This is a genomic window from Rubripirellula obstinata, assembly GCF_001642955.1.
Lineage (GTDB): Bacteria > Planctomycetota > Planctomycetia > Pirellulales > Pirellulaceae > Rubripirellula > Rubripirellula obstinata.
In genome coordinates, this window is the sequence record NZ_LWSK01000017.1 from 1 (window position 1) to 16,494 (window position 16,494).

General features: G+C 54.3%; 12 protein-coding genes. 6 read left to right on the forward strand and 6 right to left on the reverse strand.

Translation table 11 applies throughout. The features are described 5' to 3' along the window. Window positions 1-298: 298 nt before the first annotated feature. The 5 genes from RC85_RS07245 to RC85_RS07265 form a co-directional block, all read right to left on the reverse strand. Entirely contained in the window at window positions 299-1,072 is a 774-nt protein-coding gene (locus RC85_RS07245; RefSeq protein WP_068260494.1) for an arginyltransferase, read from the reverse strand. Between the two features lie 69 nt (window positions 1,073-1,141). Next, window positions 1,142-2,656, reverse strand: a complete 1,515-nt coding sequence (locus RC85_RS07250; RefSeq protein WP_068260497.1) for an RtcB family protein — start codon at window positions 2,654-2,656, stop codon at window positions 1,142-1,144. A gap of 73 nt (window positions 2,657-2,729) precedes the next feature. Further along, the gene (locus tag RC85_RS07255; protein WP_068260500.1) at window positions 2,730-4,154 is read right to left on the reverse strand and encodes a BNR repeat-containing protein; all 1,425 of its coding nucleotides are present in this window, start codon (window positions 4,152-4,154) and stop codon (window positions 2,730-2,732) included. 10 nt (window positions 4,155-4,164) lie between these two features. Beyond that, window positions 4,165-5,448, reverse strand: coding sequence for a nickel pincer cofactor-dependent isomerase, group 22 (locus RC85_RS07260; RefSeq protein ID WP_068260503.1), 1,284 nt, complete (start codon window positions 5,446-5,448; stop codon window positions 4,165-4,167). Between the two features lie 13 nt (window positions 5,449-5,461). After that, on the reverse strand, window positions 5,462-7,204 hold the full coding sequence (locus RC85_RS07265; RefSeq protein WP_149752968.1) for a hypothetical protein: 1,743 nt from the start codon (window positions 7,202-7,204) through the stop codon (window positions 5,462-5,464). A gap of 408 nt (window positions 7,205-7,612) precedes the next feature. On the opposite strand from RC85_RS07265, the gene rpe reads away from it, so the two are divergent. The 6 genes from rpe (at window position 7,613) to RC85_RS07295 (ending at window position 15,112) form a co-directional block, all read left to right on the forward strand. Beyond that, window positions 7,613-8,326: a ribulose-phosphate 3-epimerase gene (gene rpe / locus RC85_RS07270; RefSeq protein WP_068260508.1), complete on the forward strand. Its 714-nt coding sequence runs from the start codon at window positions 7,613-7,615 to the stop codon at window positions 8,324-8,326. Continuing rightward, window positions 8,326-8,910: a histidine phosphatase family protein gene (locus tag RC85_RS07275; protein WP_149752969.1), complete on the forward strand. Its 585-nt coding sequence runs from the start codon at window positions 8,326-8,328 to the stop codon at window positions 8,908-8,910. Before rpe ends, RC85_RS07275 begins: the two co-directional genes overlap by 1 nt. A gap of 630 nt (window positions 8,911-9,540) precedes the next feature. Beyond that, window positions 9,541-11,106 carry a DUF1549 domain-containing protein gene (locus tag RC85_RS07280; protein WP_068260616.1) on the forward strand — a complete coding sequence of 522 codons (1,566 nt, stop codon included), beginning with the start codon at window positions 9,541-9,543 and terminating at the stop codon, window positions 11,104-11,106. 89 nt (window positions 11,107-11,195) lie between these two features. Then, complete coding sequence (locus RC85_RS07285; RefSeq protein WP_068260513.1) at window positions 11,196-12,464, forward strand: DUF1501 domain-containing protein; 1,269 nt, start codon at window positions 11,196-11,198, stop codon at window positions 12,462-12,464. A gap of 6 nt (window positions 12,465-12,470) precedes the next feature. Then, window positions 12,471-13,100 (forward strand): RNA polymerase sigma factor, encoded by a 630-nt coding sequence (locus tag RC85_RS07290; RefSeq protein ID WP_235033419.1) that lies wholly within the window; start codon window positions 12,471-12,473, stop codon window positions 13,098-13,100. 8 nt (window positions 13,101-13,108) lie between these two features. After that, on the forward strand, window positions 13,109-15,112 hold the full coding sequence (locus tag RC85_RS07295; protein WP_068260516.1) for a hypothetical protein: 2,004 nt from the start codon (window positions 13,109-13,111) through the stop codon (window positions 15,110-15,112). Window positions 15,113-15,123: 11 nt separating this feature from the next. Here RC85_RS07295 and serB read toward each other — a convergent pair whose 3' ends face one another. Further along, window positions 15,124-16,365, reverse strand: a complete 1,242-nt coding sequence (gene serB / locus RC85_RS07300) for a phosphoserine phosphatase SerB (RefSeq protein WP_068260519.1) — start codon at window positions 16,363-16,365, stop codon at window positions 15,124-15,126. Between the last annotated feature and the right edge of the window lie 129 nt (window positions 16,366-16,494).

The window sequence follows — 16,494 nt, forward strand, 5'->3', positions numbered from 1 at the left end:
ATGTGGGGCAGCCATCCGGGTGCTCGCGCACCCGGCAGGGAGCTGCCGGCCCTCCGGGCCTATTGCGCAGTAACTGATGCAACGTCCCCTGCGAAATCCCCTGCGAAAGGCGACTATAAAAAGTCGTACGTTCCTAACACGTGTTTTCCGGGACCAAAACCCTTCACGGCCCAGGGCGATGCCCACGCGGTTAAACAAATTAGCAACCCTTCACGGCGTTGGACTGAACCCGGGCGGGATCAGCTACGTTTTAGAGCCGTTCACTACGATTGGTGTAGCGAGCGATGCGAGATGCAGCCTACTTGTTGTTTTGAAACATCGCGATGTCAGACGGGGCGTTGAAGTCTTGCCACTCTCCGTTGATCAATCGCTGTTGTGGTTGAAATCGAGACTTGTAGTTTAGGTGCCGATTGTCTTCGACAAACATTCCTAGATACAGGAAACGAATCTTCTGATGCTTGGCCCATTCCAACTGCTTCAAAATCGCGTAAGTTCCCAAGCTGTATCGATGGAACGATTGGTCGAAGAAGGTGTAGAACGCCGATACGCTTTCGGCACCGACGTCAAAGATTGAAACTGCAACCAGTTGACCAGAGTGATAGATCGCAATTTCAAGCGTCAGGAAGCAGCTTGCCACAACGAATGATCGATAAGCATCTTCGTCGATCAAATCGCATCGGTCTCCCAGATTTCGACGCTGCCGATGGTCATTGAACAATCGGACTCGTTCGCTTTCCGATTCAGGGACATCAATGACGCAATCGAGATCACGATCACCTCGCTTGAGCACGCGTTTCATCGACTTGGTCAATGCGAATGATTGGGCAGCAATTCGCGTTGGCTCGCAAGCACTGCAATCAGGACACTGGGTGCGATAAACAAAATCACCGCTTCGACGATACCCAAGCATCAGCATCTCATCGACGGCCGCGGGTGTCACGTTGCCCATCGGCACCCTCAGCGGCATCCGGGCAACCTGGTCCCGATAGTGACACGGCTGCAGTTCATCCTGTACCACCACCAATTGGATTTGCTGATTCGGCAATCGAGCGTGTGGGTCGGGGTGGCTCATGGCAGTCGTGGTGAAAGAGTCCGTTACAGGCGGACTTCATCATACGTCAAAGCTTCGCATCGCGGGTCATCAATCATCGGCTGGGGCTCCATCCTTGATCACAAACTTTGCTTTCAAGCGGGCAACTTCCGATGCCAGACCGGCTTGCGTGACGCTGGCCAGGACTTCACCGAAATCCTTGTAGGCATCGGGCGCTTCATCGCGAGGATACACGCGACAATTGCTGATGATGTCGTGATCCAGCAAGCCTTGATCGACCGCTTCTTGTCGCAGATTCTTCTTTGCTTTCGTACGACTCATTCTGCGCCCGGCACCATGATTGACGCTGAACGCTGACGCCGACGCGCCGGGATTCGCCACCATAATGCTTGATCCATCACGAGGATTCCCGGGCAACAAAATGGGGTGTCCGGTGTCCGCGAAAGCAGTTCGGGCTAGGTCAGGGTGCCCGGCCGGGAAAGCGCGCGTTGCACCTTTTCGGTGAACCCACTGTCGCATCCCGTCGATCGTTTCGCGGCGGACAATGTTGTGGCTGATGAAGTAAACCAATTCACCACGAACACTGGGGAAGACTTCGCGAAACGCTTCCAGCACCAATGCATTGATTAGCAGATGGTTGACGGTCGCAAAGTTCGCTCCCATCGCCATGTCGCAAAGATATTTTTGTCCAGCGTCAGAATCAGCTTCGGCGTAACACAATTGCGGATCGCCCGCGGGAAACGCCAATCCACGCTTTTCAAAATCTGATTTCATGGCGCGGAACTGGCCCATCGCCATGTCGTGACCAAACCCACGTGATCCACAATGCGTCAAGAACGCAACGTGCCCATCGCGAAGTCCAAAGCTTTCGCCAATCTTTCGCAGCGCCGGATCTTGCACCAACTGAACCACTTCGGCTTCACCAAAGTGGTTTCCACCGCCCAGGCTGCCCAGTTGTCGATACTTGCTTTCGATACGATCCAGCTTGTCACGCTGGCGTCCCATCCACTGCAACCGCGCCGCCAAGGTATCGGACGAACCATCCGGTGCGGTGTGAAACGCGTCCTCGCACGCATCGGCCCAACCCTTTGGAATCCCAAGCTTTTTCAGCACGCTTTTAGTCGCGCCTTCGGTGACCACTTGAAACCCCAGTGCTCCATCGACTCGTCGCGACTTCGGTGCGTTGCGTTGCCCACGACCAGCCCCCGATGGAACTCGTTTGCCGATCGCCTTGATCAGCTTCCGACGAACGGTCAGTTCGTTGATTGCATCGGCCGGCAGATCCGTTTGCAACAGGCTCATGCTGCACTTGATGTCCACACCGACCGGTCCTGGATAAACGTGGCTCGGCGAAACCATCACGCAACCCACCGGTGCACCGTAACCAACATGCGCGTCCGGATTCAAAACGACTCGCGACACACCGGGTGCCAAGCGACTGTTGATTGCTTGACGCAACGTTTGCCCGCAAAACGTTTCGCGAACAGCATCATTGCCAATCACAGTGATGGGGGAAATCGAATCTTGACCGCCGTCGGCAGCAGCAACCGGCAGCTCGGCAATGGCCGGTCCGGTGATGCGAAGCATTTGAGTGGTCGTGTCCATGATGGTTTCAGCGTGTCCGAGGTTACAAACAAAAGTGATGGATGGTTCAGGACATTTTTAAACCGCGATAGGTTCAGTCTGTTTTCGGTGAAGGCTTCCCAACCCAATAATCAATGACCGTCACTTTTTTGTTGATTTGTCCCATCACCGATAGCCATCCGTCCTGACTAGGGCGAGCCTTGTCGATGCCCATCTTGCAATCCTCAAACAGTTCTGGCTTTCCGTTGGCCACCAGTTTTGCTTCACCTGAATTTGAAACGGGCATTTGATACAAACCCTCATGCGACACAATGAACATGGCACCATTCGCACCCGGGATCAGAGCACCATCGGTGGAAGAAGACTGCCGCGTCCATTTACCAGTCGCAGGGTCGCGTTGGTAATGAGTCGGCGAACCATCTTCGCCGCGAGCCAGAACGTGGACGCGCCCGTTTTGGTCCACCGCCATTGACCCGCCATTGCGGTACTTGTTTCCTGACTGAATCTTCATCGCAGTGATCCCGGGTGTATCGGCTGTGATGAAATGGGTTCCCCGTTTCGCAACCATGGCTCCGTCATTGTTGCGCCAGGTGACTCCCAAGTCATCCGAATAGGCGTAACAGAGATCGTGCGAAGTCGTCGAGTCTGGTGTGTCACGCCAACACCAAGTGATGTGAAGCCGACCTTTATGAAATTGAATTCCAAACGGATAAGCGTTGACCGTTTTGTCGCCGCCCGACCAAGCCTTGTCGATGAATTGACTCGTCGGTTCCTGATTGTCCAGCCATCGTCCTCTTCGATAACGAAACAAATGCGAATTAGCGCTACCCGATCCGCCGCCCAAACGCAGATACAGGAATAATGAATCATCAGCCGTCACAAAACTGGGGTAGGTGACTGATTCGATTTTCGGGCCAGCGGCGTTTCTGCGGTTCCGACTGTTTCGAGATCGGCTGACCCTGCCCAGGTTGTTGAGCACCGGGCTGAACGCTTCGGCATTCCAGTTCGCCGTTTCAGGAGCGTTGGCGATCGGTTGCAGACTGTGTCGATATCGAAGTGTCGAAAGATGGTGGTCAAACGACAAGTGAAGGTAGCCGTCGTCCGAAATCCCCATGGCAACTTTTTCGTGTCCGTCGCCAAACCCTCGCGAAATCTTCCCGCCTTTTCCGCGATCGATGTTGTCAGTCCGCTGATAGCCGGGCAATGACAAAACCGACCAGGGGCTGCCAGGTGTATTTCCATTAGGCAACTGACGACGAGCCACGGAAACTTGCTTTTTGTCGTCCCAGTAAGCCGCGTATTGCCAGCCGCGATGGGTCCACAACGATCCCGGACCAAAGTTCCAACGTGAACCGGGTTTGACAATGTTCGTTGGCATCGCGTTGTTGCCAACAACAGACATCACCATCGTCGGTTTACTTGCATCATCCTTGGAAGAATCGTTGGCGATTCCGATCGCCGGAAACGTCACGACAATACAGCCCAAAAAAGCTAGGTGTGTCAGCGGGGGAAAGTTCATGCTGCGTTCTCTAAAAGATATTCATCATGTTGCCAGCGTCATCGAATTCGATGGCAGCGGGATCGCATAATTGGTGTAAACGCTCATGCGAGCGAAGTTGATCTTGAAAGGCGGTGCTGCAAAAGAATCGACTTAGCGAAAGAGTGTCCTCGATTGCGATCCATTTCATGTTAGCAGGTGACGTCGTGCGGTATTGGGACAAGATCGCATCGAGAGCCTCTTGATCGCTGTGAAAGGTTAACGGAATCCTGCCGCCGGTCGGATGCGCACTGGCGATGCAGTTTGTCTTAGTCATTTCCGCATCCATGGCATCCACCACGTTTTGGTGACAATACTCGGCGACGCCGATTCCCGTTGCGTTGCCCGCTGTTTTTTCGCTGAGGTTCCGCACATAGATGCCGCTGATTTTAGGCCATTCATCTGCCGCGGCGATGTTATCGTTCCACTTGCGGCCGACAATGTTGGTGTCCATTCCCGTGCCGGAGATTTCTTTGCCAATTCGATTGATGATCAACAGGTCGGCCGAATCAAACGGCAGCGAAGGCATTCGCTCGGTCGCGATTTTCAGCAGTTCTGGTTCTCGCGTTAGGAAATCTTCGGCGGCTACGGCCTCGATGTGCGAAGTCTGTTCGGCACCGTCTTCGATGATTGCAAGTCCCATCGTCACGGGAGTCTTCGCGATGATCAGATCGGTGATCTCCGTGGCAATCGCGTCGAGTCGGTATTGGTGCGACGGAAAAAGACTGTGGTAGGCGGCGGCACCGTCGTGATTGCCAAGGCCGATCAACATCATCTTGATCAGGCCGCTTTGCAAACTGCCAATTAGTCGTGTGTGCGGCTTGACTCGATTGACCACCACGACATGATCGGCATGGGCCGCGATGCGGTCAAACCGCACATCGAAACCTGCTTGCGTTTTACCAAGCGACACGGTTTCCATCGACGATTCGATCGGACATTCCACGGATGATTCAGTGATGCCCAGCGAGGCCAACACGCGTTGCTGGCCATCGGCACTGGCACCACCGTGACTGCCCATCGCGGGAACAATGATCGGAACTGCACCACGATCGCGACAAAAACCAACCACCGACGAAACAATTTCAGCCAAGTTAGCGACGCCACGACTGCCAACAGCAATTGCGACTCGTTGTCCCGGTTGAATCGGACCATCTCGATCGCCGTGACGACCAACCCATTGGTGCAGTGTGTTTTTCGTCGCACCATCAATGCTTGCCACGGGCTGTTGATGCAGCGATTGTTCCACTTGAATCATTTCGGGGTACCGATTCATGACGACACCCCGCTTACTGTGAAATCAATTGAAGAGGATTCACGGTCAAGCTGTTGCGAGCAGCCTGCAAACGCGACAAACCCGATTCGCTGACGTCAGTACGTTGCAGATCAACACTGTTCAGATTTCTCATCTGCGAAATCGCGTCCACCGATGCATCCGAAACCTTTGATCCGGTCATCCAAAGCGTCGAAATTGATTTTGCATTGGAAAGCGATTCGATAACTTGGTCGCCCGTTTGTGTCCAACTGAGATCGACTTCGCGAAGAGCCTTGGCACGCCTAAGCCAGTCGCTCATTTCGTCATCAACACCGGTCGCTTCTAAACTGAGTTGTTGCAGTGATTGCGGCTGAGGCAGTAATCGAGCGACGTCGGAATTTTTGATCGGCACGTAAGAAAGGTCTAACCAATTCAAGCGGTCCGAAACGGGCAACGTTGCCAGACCAGCGGATGTAAGATCGCAACGCGTCAGGCAAAGCTTTGTCAAAGAACGTGTGGGCGGATTGGATTTCAAATCAGCATCACTGACCTTCAAGAAATTGGTCAGCGGTTTGTCGATTGGGATCGTGTTGTTGGGGACACCGAGGCCCGCGTCGATTTTGTAGAGCTCAGCAAGTTTCTGGTAGATCCACTTTCGAGACTCTGAATTCCCGCCGTCGAGGAGTTGATGTGTCCGAGCGATCGCGTGAGCGTACCAGCGCGGCAGGTCGGTTCGCGATTGAGCCGATAAACGCCCGTCGCGGCGAAGTTCTTCAATCGGCATCGTGTCGCGATTTGCTAAAACACGATAGCGAGCGAATTGCAGTCGCGGCGAATCCCAACCGCCCAGCGTTACCGACCCGTCTGCTTGACCACTGAACGATTCAAAGTAACCAGCGATGCCTTCCACCAACCAGAAATCACGTTCTGATTGTTCATCAAGTCCGCTGCGAGTTGCTTCGCGAAACAGTTGGTGGACCAATTCGTGACGCAGGGTTGGTAAGTCGAGCGGTTGGCCGATCAGAAAAGTGGTGCGTCGATTGTCGCTGTAGAAACCAGTCGATTGCGAGATGCCAGGATTGTCCTTGCCCAGCGCGTCGACATATTGCTGGGCGTCGCTAAACAGGACAACGGTCAGCCGACGACGAATCGTGATCCGTTTGGACGACAGTTGCAGGAAGCTGTCCAAAGACTGATCAGCTTTCAATCGTTCAAGGTGACCGGAAACCTGCGGCGCTGCCTCCCAAAGCGGAAAGAACATTTGCGTCCAGACCCAGTAACACTGTTCGAGCGATCGCGCGACGTTCGTGCTTACCTGCCGATCGGCACGCGAGTAGATCGTGAAGTGACTGGTTTCGACTTGCCGATACGACCCGGGTTTCCAGGCCAGCCAAGCGGGCGCGGAACGGCCGCGGCGGATTCGGACATCCTGGTCGTTGGTTTTGCTGGTCGGCGTTTTGCTAGACGGTGTTTTGCTGGCCGGCGTTTTGCTAGTCGCAAATCCCAGGTAGCGACGTAGTGATTCGTTGGCGGGATCTTTCTGAAGATCCTTCCAGAGTCGCAGGTAGTGTTTCCAACCGAGTGACGCATCGGGATAAAGTTGGTCCGGCGTTGTTGGCCTCCGCTGCAACGTGTCGCTCTGTGACGAATCAACACTGAGCGGAAAATAGCAGGTGGTTCGATCAACCGATGCCGTTTGCGCAAAGGCAATCGTACTGAAAGTGACGACAACGGTCGCGGTAAAGAATAGCGGTAGGAGCCTGGTGGAATGCATCATCTTGTTGCTCATCGTAGCCCGAAGCTGGCTCGATCGGGTACGACCGATCGTCCTGCCCAGACCTACTTTGCCAGATCGGACTCTTCATTGGCCCGCCAATCGGACCAGCCGGAATATCTGGACAGAAATCTCACAAGTATTTCGGGTGGTTTTTCTCCCCTTACGGCACCGCAGGCGATGCAGATCCGGGGAAATAGGCCACTCGGCTTTCATGAATCCACCGGGATGGGTGGGTGGGTCGAAAGGTGTGGCGATTGACAGATTGCACCGGTCGCGGCCACGCTGCAATTTCAGTTGCCGGGTCGCAATCATTGCAGAAAGCGATTCGGAAGTGGCAGACGTTCGGATTCGCTCTTTAGATCGCCAGTTCGCAACCGTCTTTCGATTACTCACAAGAGATTGAACTGAATGACCCAAGCTTCGCTCGAGACGATCCGAGCAGCATCGCCCGCGGTGCTGCCCAGTTTGTTGTTGTGTGATTTCGGCGACCTCAAAGGCGAGGTTTCGCGATTGGCCGACGCTGGCGCAAAGGTTCTGCACCTGGACGTCATGGATGGTCACTTCGTCCCGAACATGACCTACGCGATGCCGATCGTGGAAGGTCTGCGCCGCCACACCGAGATGCCCTTGGACGTTCACATGATGATCAGTGACCCGCTGACCTACGCCAAGCCCATGGTCGATGCCGGTGCCGATCTTTTAACCTTTCATGCCGAAGCAGTGATCGATGCGGCGGAAACGGCACAGCAGATCGCCGAACTAGGCGTGTCCGTTGGTGTGGCTTTGAATCCTGATACGCCGCTGGCGTCGATTGCCAGTTGCTTGCCGCATGTGGACATGGTGCTTGTGATGAGCGTCGAAGCAGGATTCGGCGGTCAGAAATTTAATCCGATTGCTTTGGAGAAATTACGGGCCCTGCGCGATGCAGATCCGGATCTTCTGTTGCAAATTGATGGTGGAATTGATGCCAGCACGATCGGCCCGGCACGAGCGGCAGGTTGTGATTTGTTTGTGGTTGGGTCGGCGATTTTCAAGAAAGACGATTACAAAGCGGCTTTTGCTGACTTGAATGCGGCGATGACTTCTGAGATCAAAACCGAGATGAATGGAGGCCAAGCCTGATGTTGTTAAAAGCGTCCGCCCGAAGCCCGGTTCTGTTGATTCGTCCGGGATCGACCGACTTTGATGAGCAAGGCCGAATCAAAGGCTCGCTCGACATGCCGATGAGCGAAAATGGTCATCAGCAGGTCGAATTAATCTGTGACGAGATTTCCGATTTCCGGCCATCGATCCTCTACTCGGCTCCCTGCGAGTCCGCGATACAGACGGCTGAAACATTGGCGAGCCGATCCGGTTCCAAGATCAAAATCATTGATGCGTTTCGCAATGTTGACCATGGACTTTGGCATGGCAAACTGCTTGATGAACTTCGCCGCAATCACCCAAAGCTTTACAAACGAGGCCAGGAGACTCCGGAGGAAATTTGTCCTCCCGGCGGCGAATCGCTGTTTGATGCAAAGCTGCGAATTGAAAAAGCGGTCAATAAGGTGATCAAGAAGTCGGGCAGCCAATTGGTCGCTTTTGTCATCCCAGATCCCTTGGCTCAAATTGTCCATCACCTGCTAAGCGGTCAGCAATGGTCAAAATTGTGGGATGCCGAGACGGATCGTGCCGATTGGCAATTGATCGAGCCTGTTTCGGAATAACGCCCGCAGGAACTGTCCCGAAACAAGTTCCGTCTTTGACGAAATCCTTCGTAGCTGGGCCCGCCAGGGTTCAGTCGGGTCCAGCAAATGATGGACTGAACCCAACGCCGTGAAGGGGTTCTGGACTGTTTAACCGCGTGGGCATCGCCCCGCGCGTCCATGCTGGGTGAAACGCGCGGGGTGAAACGCGCGGGGCGATGCCCACGCGGTTAAACAAAATAATCGGTTTTTACTGGACCAAAACTCTTCACGGCGTTGGACTGAACCCTAGCGGGCCCAGCTACGGGAGGCCCGGGACGTTATTGCGGGACAGTTCCCGTAGGGCGGCTTTTTTGGTGCTGTGAAGCCGCCAAATCATCTTTGTGGTGGGCCTGGAATCTGAATAGAATGAGTTCCGTCGGATGAGTTTCGACGGGTACATTCGGGCAGAGACGTCGTTTTAAGAGTGAACGCGTCGCCGATTCCCACGCCGCATTTTGAAGGATGATTCCCTTGCGCACCGCTTTTTTATCTCTGATCGCACTCACGACTGCCTTTTCGTTCAGCTTTGCTGACGATTCTGGGGCTGGCGTTGAGACAGAGGTTCAGGCCGCAGCGACGTCCAGTCCCGTTTCGGCGTCACCGGTCGAAATGATCAATCAGCTAATCCAACGAGGTTGGGCGGATTACGAAGTCCGCCCGGCTGGCGAGGTCGATGACGGAGCTTGGTGTCGTCGGGTCTATCTGGATGTGATTGGTCGCATCCCAACGGTTGAGGAATTAGCGGAGTTCAAATCGGACCGAAGCTCGGATCGGCGGGCCAATTTGGTTGATCGTTTGTTGCACGACGATCAGTACACCGAAGAGTACGCGCGTCATTGGTCAACGGTTTGGACCAATTTGCTGATCGGCCGCAGTGGCGGAAGTGACCGCCGATCGCTGGTCAGTCGCGATGGAATGCAAAAGTATCTACGCGATAGTTTCGCATCCAACAAACCGTACAACAAAATGGTCTACGAACTGGTCACGGCGACGGGTTCGGCAAAGCCGGGAACCGACCGATTCAACGGCGCGGTCAACTTCTTGATCGACAAAGTCAACGAAGAAAAGGCAACCCTGGCGACCAGCAGCACGACGCGTATTTTTCTCGGTCAACAAGTTCAATGCACTCAGTGCCACAATCATCCTTTCAACCAATGGAAACAGCAGCGGTTTTGGGAGTTCAATTCGTTCTTCCGTCAAACCCGAGGGCTGCGAAGGTTTGTTGACGGCACCAATGACATCGACCATGGCGAATTGATCGATCAAGATTACGCGGGCGAGGCGAACGATCCCGAAGATGCGATGATCTTTTACGAGCTTCGCAACGGGCTGACCAAGGTTGCCTACCCGAAGTTTTCGGATGGCGAAAAAGAGTACGAGATCGGGCCGAGCGGTTTTGTTGATGAGGTCAACCGGCGATCCGAATTGGCGCGATTGATGATGCAGAGCGAGAGTCTGGACAAGATGATCGTCAACCGAATGTGGTCCATGTTTATGGGCCACGGTTTCACCAGACCGATCGATGACCTTGGACCACACAACCCATCGACACACCCAGAGTTGCTTGCCGGCCTAGGCGAAGCGTTTCGTCACAGTAGTTACGACTTAAAGTCGTTGATCACCTGGATCACGTCCAGTCGCCCCTACCAATTGGACGCGACACTGGGCAGCGGTAATGAGTCCGACGATCCATCGATTGGCGAACCGCCCAAGTTTTCGCGTTTCTATCTGCGCCAGATGAGTGCGGAACAGCTTTATCAATCCATGGTGACGGCAACCGACGCGTCGGGTAGCGGTAGTTACGAAGAACAGGAACGTGAACGAAGACGCTGGTTGCAGCAGTTTGTCGTTGCCTTTGGCACCGACGAAGGCGACGAAGCAACGACGTTTAACGGTTCGATACCGCAGGCCCTGATGCTGTTCAATGGTGATTTGACCAAGAACGCGATCTCAACCAAGCAAGGCAGTTTTCTGGACAGATTGGCCGACAACAGCAAGTCGCCTCAGGATGCCGTCAAAGGTTTGTTCCTGGCCGGTTTGTCACGTCGTCCCGAACGAAAAGAACTGCAAATCGCCAGCAAACTGCTGGTTGCACGCGAGGGCGATGTCAAAGAGATGATGCAGGACATGTGGTGGGCCATCATCAACAGCAACGAATTTATCCTTCAACACTGAAGAAGCGATTAGCTTTTAGCGATGAGCGTTTAGCTCTTCGCATAAAACAAAAGCTAAGAGCTAATCGCTAACAGCTAAAGGCTACAGAAATGACTTGGAAAACACCCGCCGGAATGACTCGACGTCACTTCATCGAACACCTTGCCGGATCATCGGCAGCGTTGGGTGCATCGATGACGATGGGCAACGCGATCTATGCGCACGCTGATGAGATGAAGAAGAACCGCAAATCGGCGATTTTGTTGTGGATGGGTGGCGGACCGGCGACCATCGATATTTGGGATTTGAAACCAGGTGCCCCGACCGGCGGACCGTTCAAACCAATTTCGACGACCGGCGAAGGGCAAATCTGTGAACACATGCCGATGATGGCTAAGCAGATGAAGCATCTGTCGATCGTCCGCAGCATGTCCACTCGCGAAGCCGATCACAATCGCGGTCGCTATTACATGCACACTGGTTTCGTTCCCAATCCGAACATTGAACACCCCAGTTATGGCAGCGTCATTTCGCACGAATTGATGGAACAGCGATCGGACTTGGAAATTCCGCCGTTCGTTTCGATCGGCGGCGCGAGTTCCGGACCTGGTTTCCTGGGCATGGCCTGGAGTCCCTTTTCGGTGTCCAGCAACGGACGCATTCGCAACATGGAAAAGAAGCTCGATGAAACTCGGCTTCGACAACGGATGGTGGCGCTTGGTGCAATCCAAAGCGGGTTTGAGCGACGTACGCGTGACCTGCCTGCGATGGAACACAGCAAGGTGCTAAAGAAAACGTTTGACCTGATGACCAGCAGCCAGATGGAAGCGTTCCAGGTGGACAAAGAACCACAGGAAATGAAGGAACGCTACGGCACCGATCGTTTTGGCCAGGGGTGCTTGTTGGCACGCCGATTGGTCGAAGCGGGCGTGCCGTTTGTCGAAGTCGATTTGGGTGGCTGGGATAATCACCAGGGGATCCATAACACTCTGGAAACACAAAAACTACCGCAACTCGATCGGGCCATGAGTGCCTTGACCGAAGACTTGGCTCAGCGTGGTATGTTGGAAGACACCGTCATCATCTGGATGGGCGAATTTGGTCGGACTCCGCGGATCAATCAAGACGCTGGACGTGATCACTTTGCCAGGGCTTGGTCTTGCGTGGTTGGCGGCGGTAACTTGAAAGGCGGTTTGGTCGTCGGCGAAACCAGCAACGATGGTTCGGCGGTCGAAAGTGAGCCTTACAGCAGCGAGGATCTGATGACGACGGTTTGCAAAGGACTTGGCATTTCAACTGAAAAAACTTTTACCAGTAAGAATGGGCGTCCAATGAAAATTGCTGGCGGTGGAAAAATCATCACTGACTTGGTGGCCTGATCGCGGGTGCCTGGGCAGTCCGAATCAAAGCCGGATCAGTTCGATGCCGACCGAGCATCGAACGCGGAAACATCGGATCAAAGTTCAAATGAGTTCGAGCAGCTTTCCCCTGCGCAGTTGATTGAACGTCATTCGCGTGGTGTGTGGCGGTACCTGCGAATGCTTGGCTGCGACGATTCCAAGGCTGATGACCTGACCCAGGAAACGTTTCTGCGCGTGCTAAAACGCGATACTTTTGTACAGCACAACGAGGCGGCGACCGCTGGGTATCTGCGTCGGACTGCTTACAACTTGCTGGTTTCAGATCACCGAAAACACAAACGTGTTTCGACGGTTCCCGATGCTGCGTCCATCGATGAAATATGGAATCGATGGGCTGGGAAAGATGTGACGGGCAATCGAGCCGTCGATGCACTAAAAGATTGCTTTTCTAGTCTAACTGAGCGAGCACAAACGGCGCTGACCATGCGTTACACCAGTGAAGCGACGAGAGTCCAGATTGCCGAAGCTTTAGAAATCAGCGATCACGGAGCTCGTAACCTGATGCAGCGGGCGAAGGCGAAGTTGAAGGCTTGTGTCGAAGGAAAAATGCAGGATCAAGAGGATCAACACGTTAATGTTGAAGAACAACCCTAAGAAGTACGATGAACAGCGACCAAGACACCAACAAACATCCAGGCGAACGTCCAAGCGATGACGAACTGACACCGCAAGAATCGGTGGCACTCGATGCGCTATTGAGCGAATCGGTGGGCGGCAAGGTTCCGCCAGAATTCAAAGACGCGATCCTGCAGAAGTATCATGCAGGGTCGGCCGTTGACGATGCGATGAAGGTCGCCGTGACGCCCGTAAGTCGGTCGCAGCGGCAATCAGAACGACGTCGCAAGTCACGCCGAAAATTGGCCACCCTTTCGGCGCTGGCCATCGCCGGATCGTTGGCAGCGTTTTTCTGGGTTCGTCCAGATCTTTCTTTCGTCAAAGATTTTACAGTCGCCCAGACTCAGGTTCCTCAACCGAGTGTTGCTCCACCCAATGTGCCCGCACCAGAAATCGCGGCGTCTTCTGAGCCAACAGTTGTCGCTGATGCCATGCTCGTTGAACGTCAGCCGGATGAAAAGTTTGAACAAGAGGATTCTGCGAAGCCAGCCAAATCCGCAATCGTTCTGAACGGCGAACAAGAAGACAAAAGTGGCGCTGGTCCGAGAGAGTCGTTGCCTGCTGAGCCAAAACTGCGAGAACCACCCCACTCGGTCAAGCTGGTTTCCAGGAACATCGAGAAAGATTTCAAAGCTTACTGGAAGTCGGCTGGCGTCCAGCCCACCGACGAAGCCAACCCAGCCGAAGTTGCGGAGCGTTTGTCGGCAGCCCTTGGAATCAAGGTTCCAGTATCAGCGCTGGCCAACCATGACGCTGCGGCCAATTGGTTGCTCAATAAAGACGTTGGCAAGGCGATCGCGGGAACTTGGTGGAACCAAGTGACCGATGGCAACTTTGCTACCCTGCCCGCTGATGCTCAAAATCGTTTGCAGTCAGGTTTTGCCAGGCACCTTGAACCGAACAGTTATTTCAACGGGTATTTGTATCGGCTGATCAGCAGGACCGACACGGCGTCGAATAATTTCTACACATCGATGGTGCCTGCGGATGGCGATGCGACGCACCCCGACATGATCGCCAACTTGGCATCGTTGACGATGAACTTGGATGTCAGTTGCACGCGTTGCCACGATTCGATGATTGGTGGAAATCATGGGCAAAAAGATTATTGGGGTTTTGCGGCAGCGATCGACCGCGGGCTTCGGAAGTCAGGCGGCAAACTGGTTCGCGTTGAAAATAAACCTGCCAAAGATGTGTTCTATGAGACGATGGATCGGCGGGGAGAAGCAACCAAGCCCGGTGTTCCCGTTCGCTGGCTTGGCGGCGATTCTTCGCGTTCGGAATCAACTGCAAAGCTTGATTCGATTGCTTCTTGGTCAAACTCATTGAAGGGTTCACCGGCCTTGGCGGAAGGGATTGTCAATTCGGTTTGGGAACTTGTGCATGGCCGACCACTGAGCGGTCAGGCGGCTCACCCGATGAGCGCACCGATGAGCGATGATTTATTGAAGGTTCAAAAAGATCTGGTTGATGATCTGGTCCGTTCAGGTTTCGACATCCGGCGAACATTGGCGTTGGTGATGATGTCACCCACTACTCGTCGCGGCACACCGGAATCATTGCGTGATGTGTGGGCAACTGACCAATCGGAATCTCACAAAAAAGTGATCGCCTTCGCTGGTGCTCTACCACCATCGAAGGCTGTGCCGATGCTGGCCAAGGTGGATCAATCAATGCGGGCGATTGGATCGGTGATGTCGATGGATGGTCGTAGTTTGCTCGCGCAAATCGGCGAAGGCGGAACCTCGACGAAACGGCCCCAGACGATCAAAGCGTTGGCTTGGGATTTTCCAGACCAAGCCGATGAGCTACCGGTTCAGTGGTTGCAATCCGTCCAGAGCATGAATGCAAAAATCGCACACATGTGCTACCTCGCTGGACTTGAACAGGTGCCTCAACCGATCCGCCGCGCCGCCGACGCGATGCAGAAAGCCGGCGTCGATGAACCAACATTGCTGCACCGAGTTTGGTGGATGGCCAAAGAAAAGTAGTGGCAATGATTTTACGCCACCGTTAAATCTCGGTCGCGAACGCCCAGCAAGTACAGCACTGCGTCCAAGCCCATCGTAGACATTTCGTGTTCCGCCGATTTGCGAACGACCGGCTTGGCGTGGAAAGCGATGCCCAGTCCTGCTCGGGCCAGCATTGGCAGGTCGTTCGCCCCGTCGCCGATCGCGATGGTTTGTTTACGCGAGATCCCTTCGGATGTCGCCAACTCTTCCAGCAACCGTGCCTTCGCTTCTGCGTTGATAATTTCGCCAAGGACGTTGCCGGTTAGCTTGCCGTCGATGATTTCCAACTGATTCGCATGCACATGATGAATGCCCAGCTTGTCTTGTAGGTAGCGACCAAAGTAGGTGAATCCACCGGACAGGATCGCAGTCCGGTAACCGAAGTGATGCAAGTTGGCCAGCAATCGTTCGGCACCTTCGGTCAATTCCAACCTTGCAGCGACTTTGGGCAGAACGCTTTCGGGCAGTCCCTTCAATGAGGCGACACGCCGACGAAGCGATTGGTCAAAATCAAGTTCGCCGCGCATTGCTGCTTCGGTGATCGCACTGACTTCTTCGCCAACGCCGGCCTCGACCGCCAGTTCATCGATGACTTCGGCTTGCAGCAAAGTGGAATCCATATCGAAGGCAACCACACGGCGATTTCGTCGGTAGGCGTCATCACGTTGCCACGCCAAGTCCAAATCCAAGCGGCTAGACAGATCCAGCAAACCGGCTTTGAGCGCGACCGCGTCCAACGGTTCCCCGCGAACTGAAAATTCAACACACGCCCGCGTCGGTTCATCGTTTACTGTTCGATCAGGTCGGCCTGACAACCTTGTGATGACGTCGATGTTCAGGTCTTGATCGGCCAGCAGGGCGGTCACGGCGCTAAACTGCACCGCCGTTACTGCGCGCGAAAGCAGCGTCAAAATGAATCGAGCTTTGCCCTCGCGTCCCACCCACGCGTCGTAGTCTGAATCAGAAATTCGCCGAGTCTTGCACTTCAAACCGAGTTTTCGGCCACGGCGTCGCAACTTATGGACGACTCGATCTTCGTCATGCTCGGCCGGAATCCTGGCCAGAATCCCCAGCAGCAGCGACCGGTGGATGACTGCTTGGTTGACATCGATGATCTGGCAATCGAATCGCGAAAGCAGGTCAGAAAGCGATGCGGTTAGTCCCGGACGATCTTCGCCGGTGAAGCGAAAAAGTACCGTTGAGGCGGTCTTGGGTTTGGTTTCATCTTTCATAATGGAAAGAAGATAACGAACCTGCTGAGATTGCCCAGTCGCTTAGCCGATGGCACAGGCTTCCAGCATGTGATCTGGCAACCCACAGGCTGGCAACCCACAGGCTGGAAGCCTACGCCACCGACAAAG

Excerpts from the sequence above, each read along its gene's own strand:
- rpe (WP_068260508.1), top strand. The coding sequence starts at position 7,613 with ATGACCCAAGCTTCGCTCGAGACGATCCGAGCAGCATCGCCCGCGGTG.
- RC85_RS07245 (WP_068260494.1), bottom strand. The coding sequence starts at position 1,072 with ATGAGCCACCCCGACCCACACGCTCGATTGCCGAATCAGCAAATCCAA.
- RC85_RS07280 (WP_068260616.1), top strand. The coding sequence starts at position 9,541 with ATGATCAATCAGCTAATCCAACGAGGTTGGGCGGATTACGAAGTCCGC.
- RC85_RS07285 (WP_068260513.1), top strand. The coding sequence starts at position 11,196 with ATGACTTGGAAAACACCCGCCGGAATGACTCGACGTCACTTCATCGAA.
- RC85_RS07260 (WP_068260503.1), bottom strand. The coding sequence starts at position 5,448 with ATGAATCGGTACCCCGAAATGATTCAAGTGGAACAATCGCTGCATCAA.
- RC85_RS07295 (WP_068260516.1), top strand. The coding sequence starts at position 13,109 with ATGAACAGCGACCAAGACACCAACAAACATCCAGGCGAACGTCCAAGC.
- RC85_RS07265 (WP_149752968.1), bottom strand. The coding sequence starts at position 7,204 with ATGATGCATTCCACCAGGCTCCTACCGCTATTCTTTACCGCGACCGTT.
- serB (WP_068260519.1), bottom strand. The coding sequence starts at position 16,365 with ATGAAAGATGAAACCAAACCCAAGACCGCCTCAACGGTACTTTTTCGC.
- RC85_RS07255 (WP_068260500.1), bottom strand. The coding sequence starts at position 4,154 with ATGAACTTTCCCCCGCTGACACACCTAGCTTTTTTGGGCTGTATTGTC.
- RC85_RS07250 (WP_068260497.1), bottom strand. The coding sequence starts at position 2,656 with ATGGACACGACCACTCAAATGCTTCGCATCACCGGACCGGCCATTGCC.
- RC85_RS07275 (WP_149752969.1), top strand. The coding sequence starts at position 8,326 with ATGTTGTTAAAAGCGTCCGCCCGAAGCCCGGTTCTGTTGATTCGTCCG.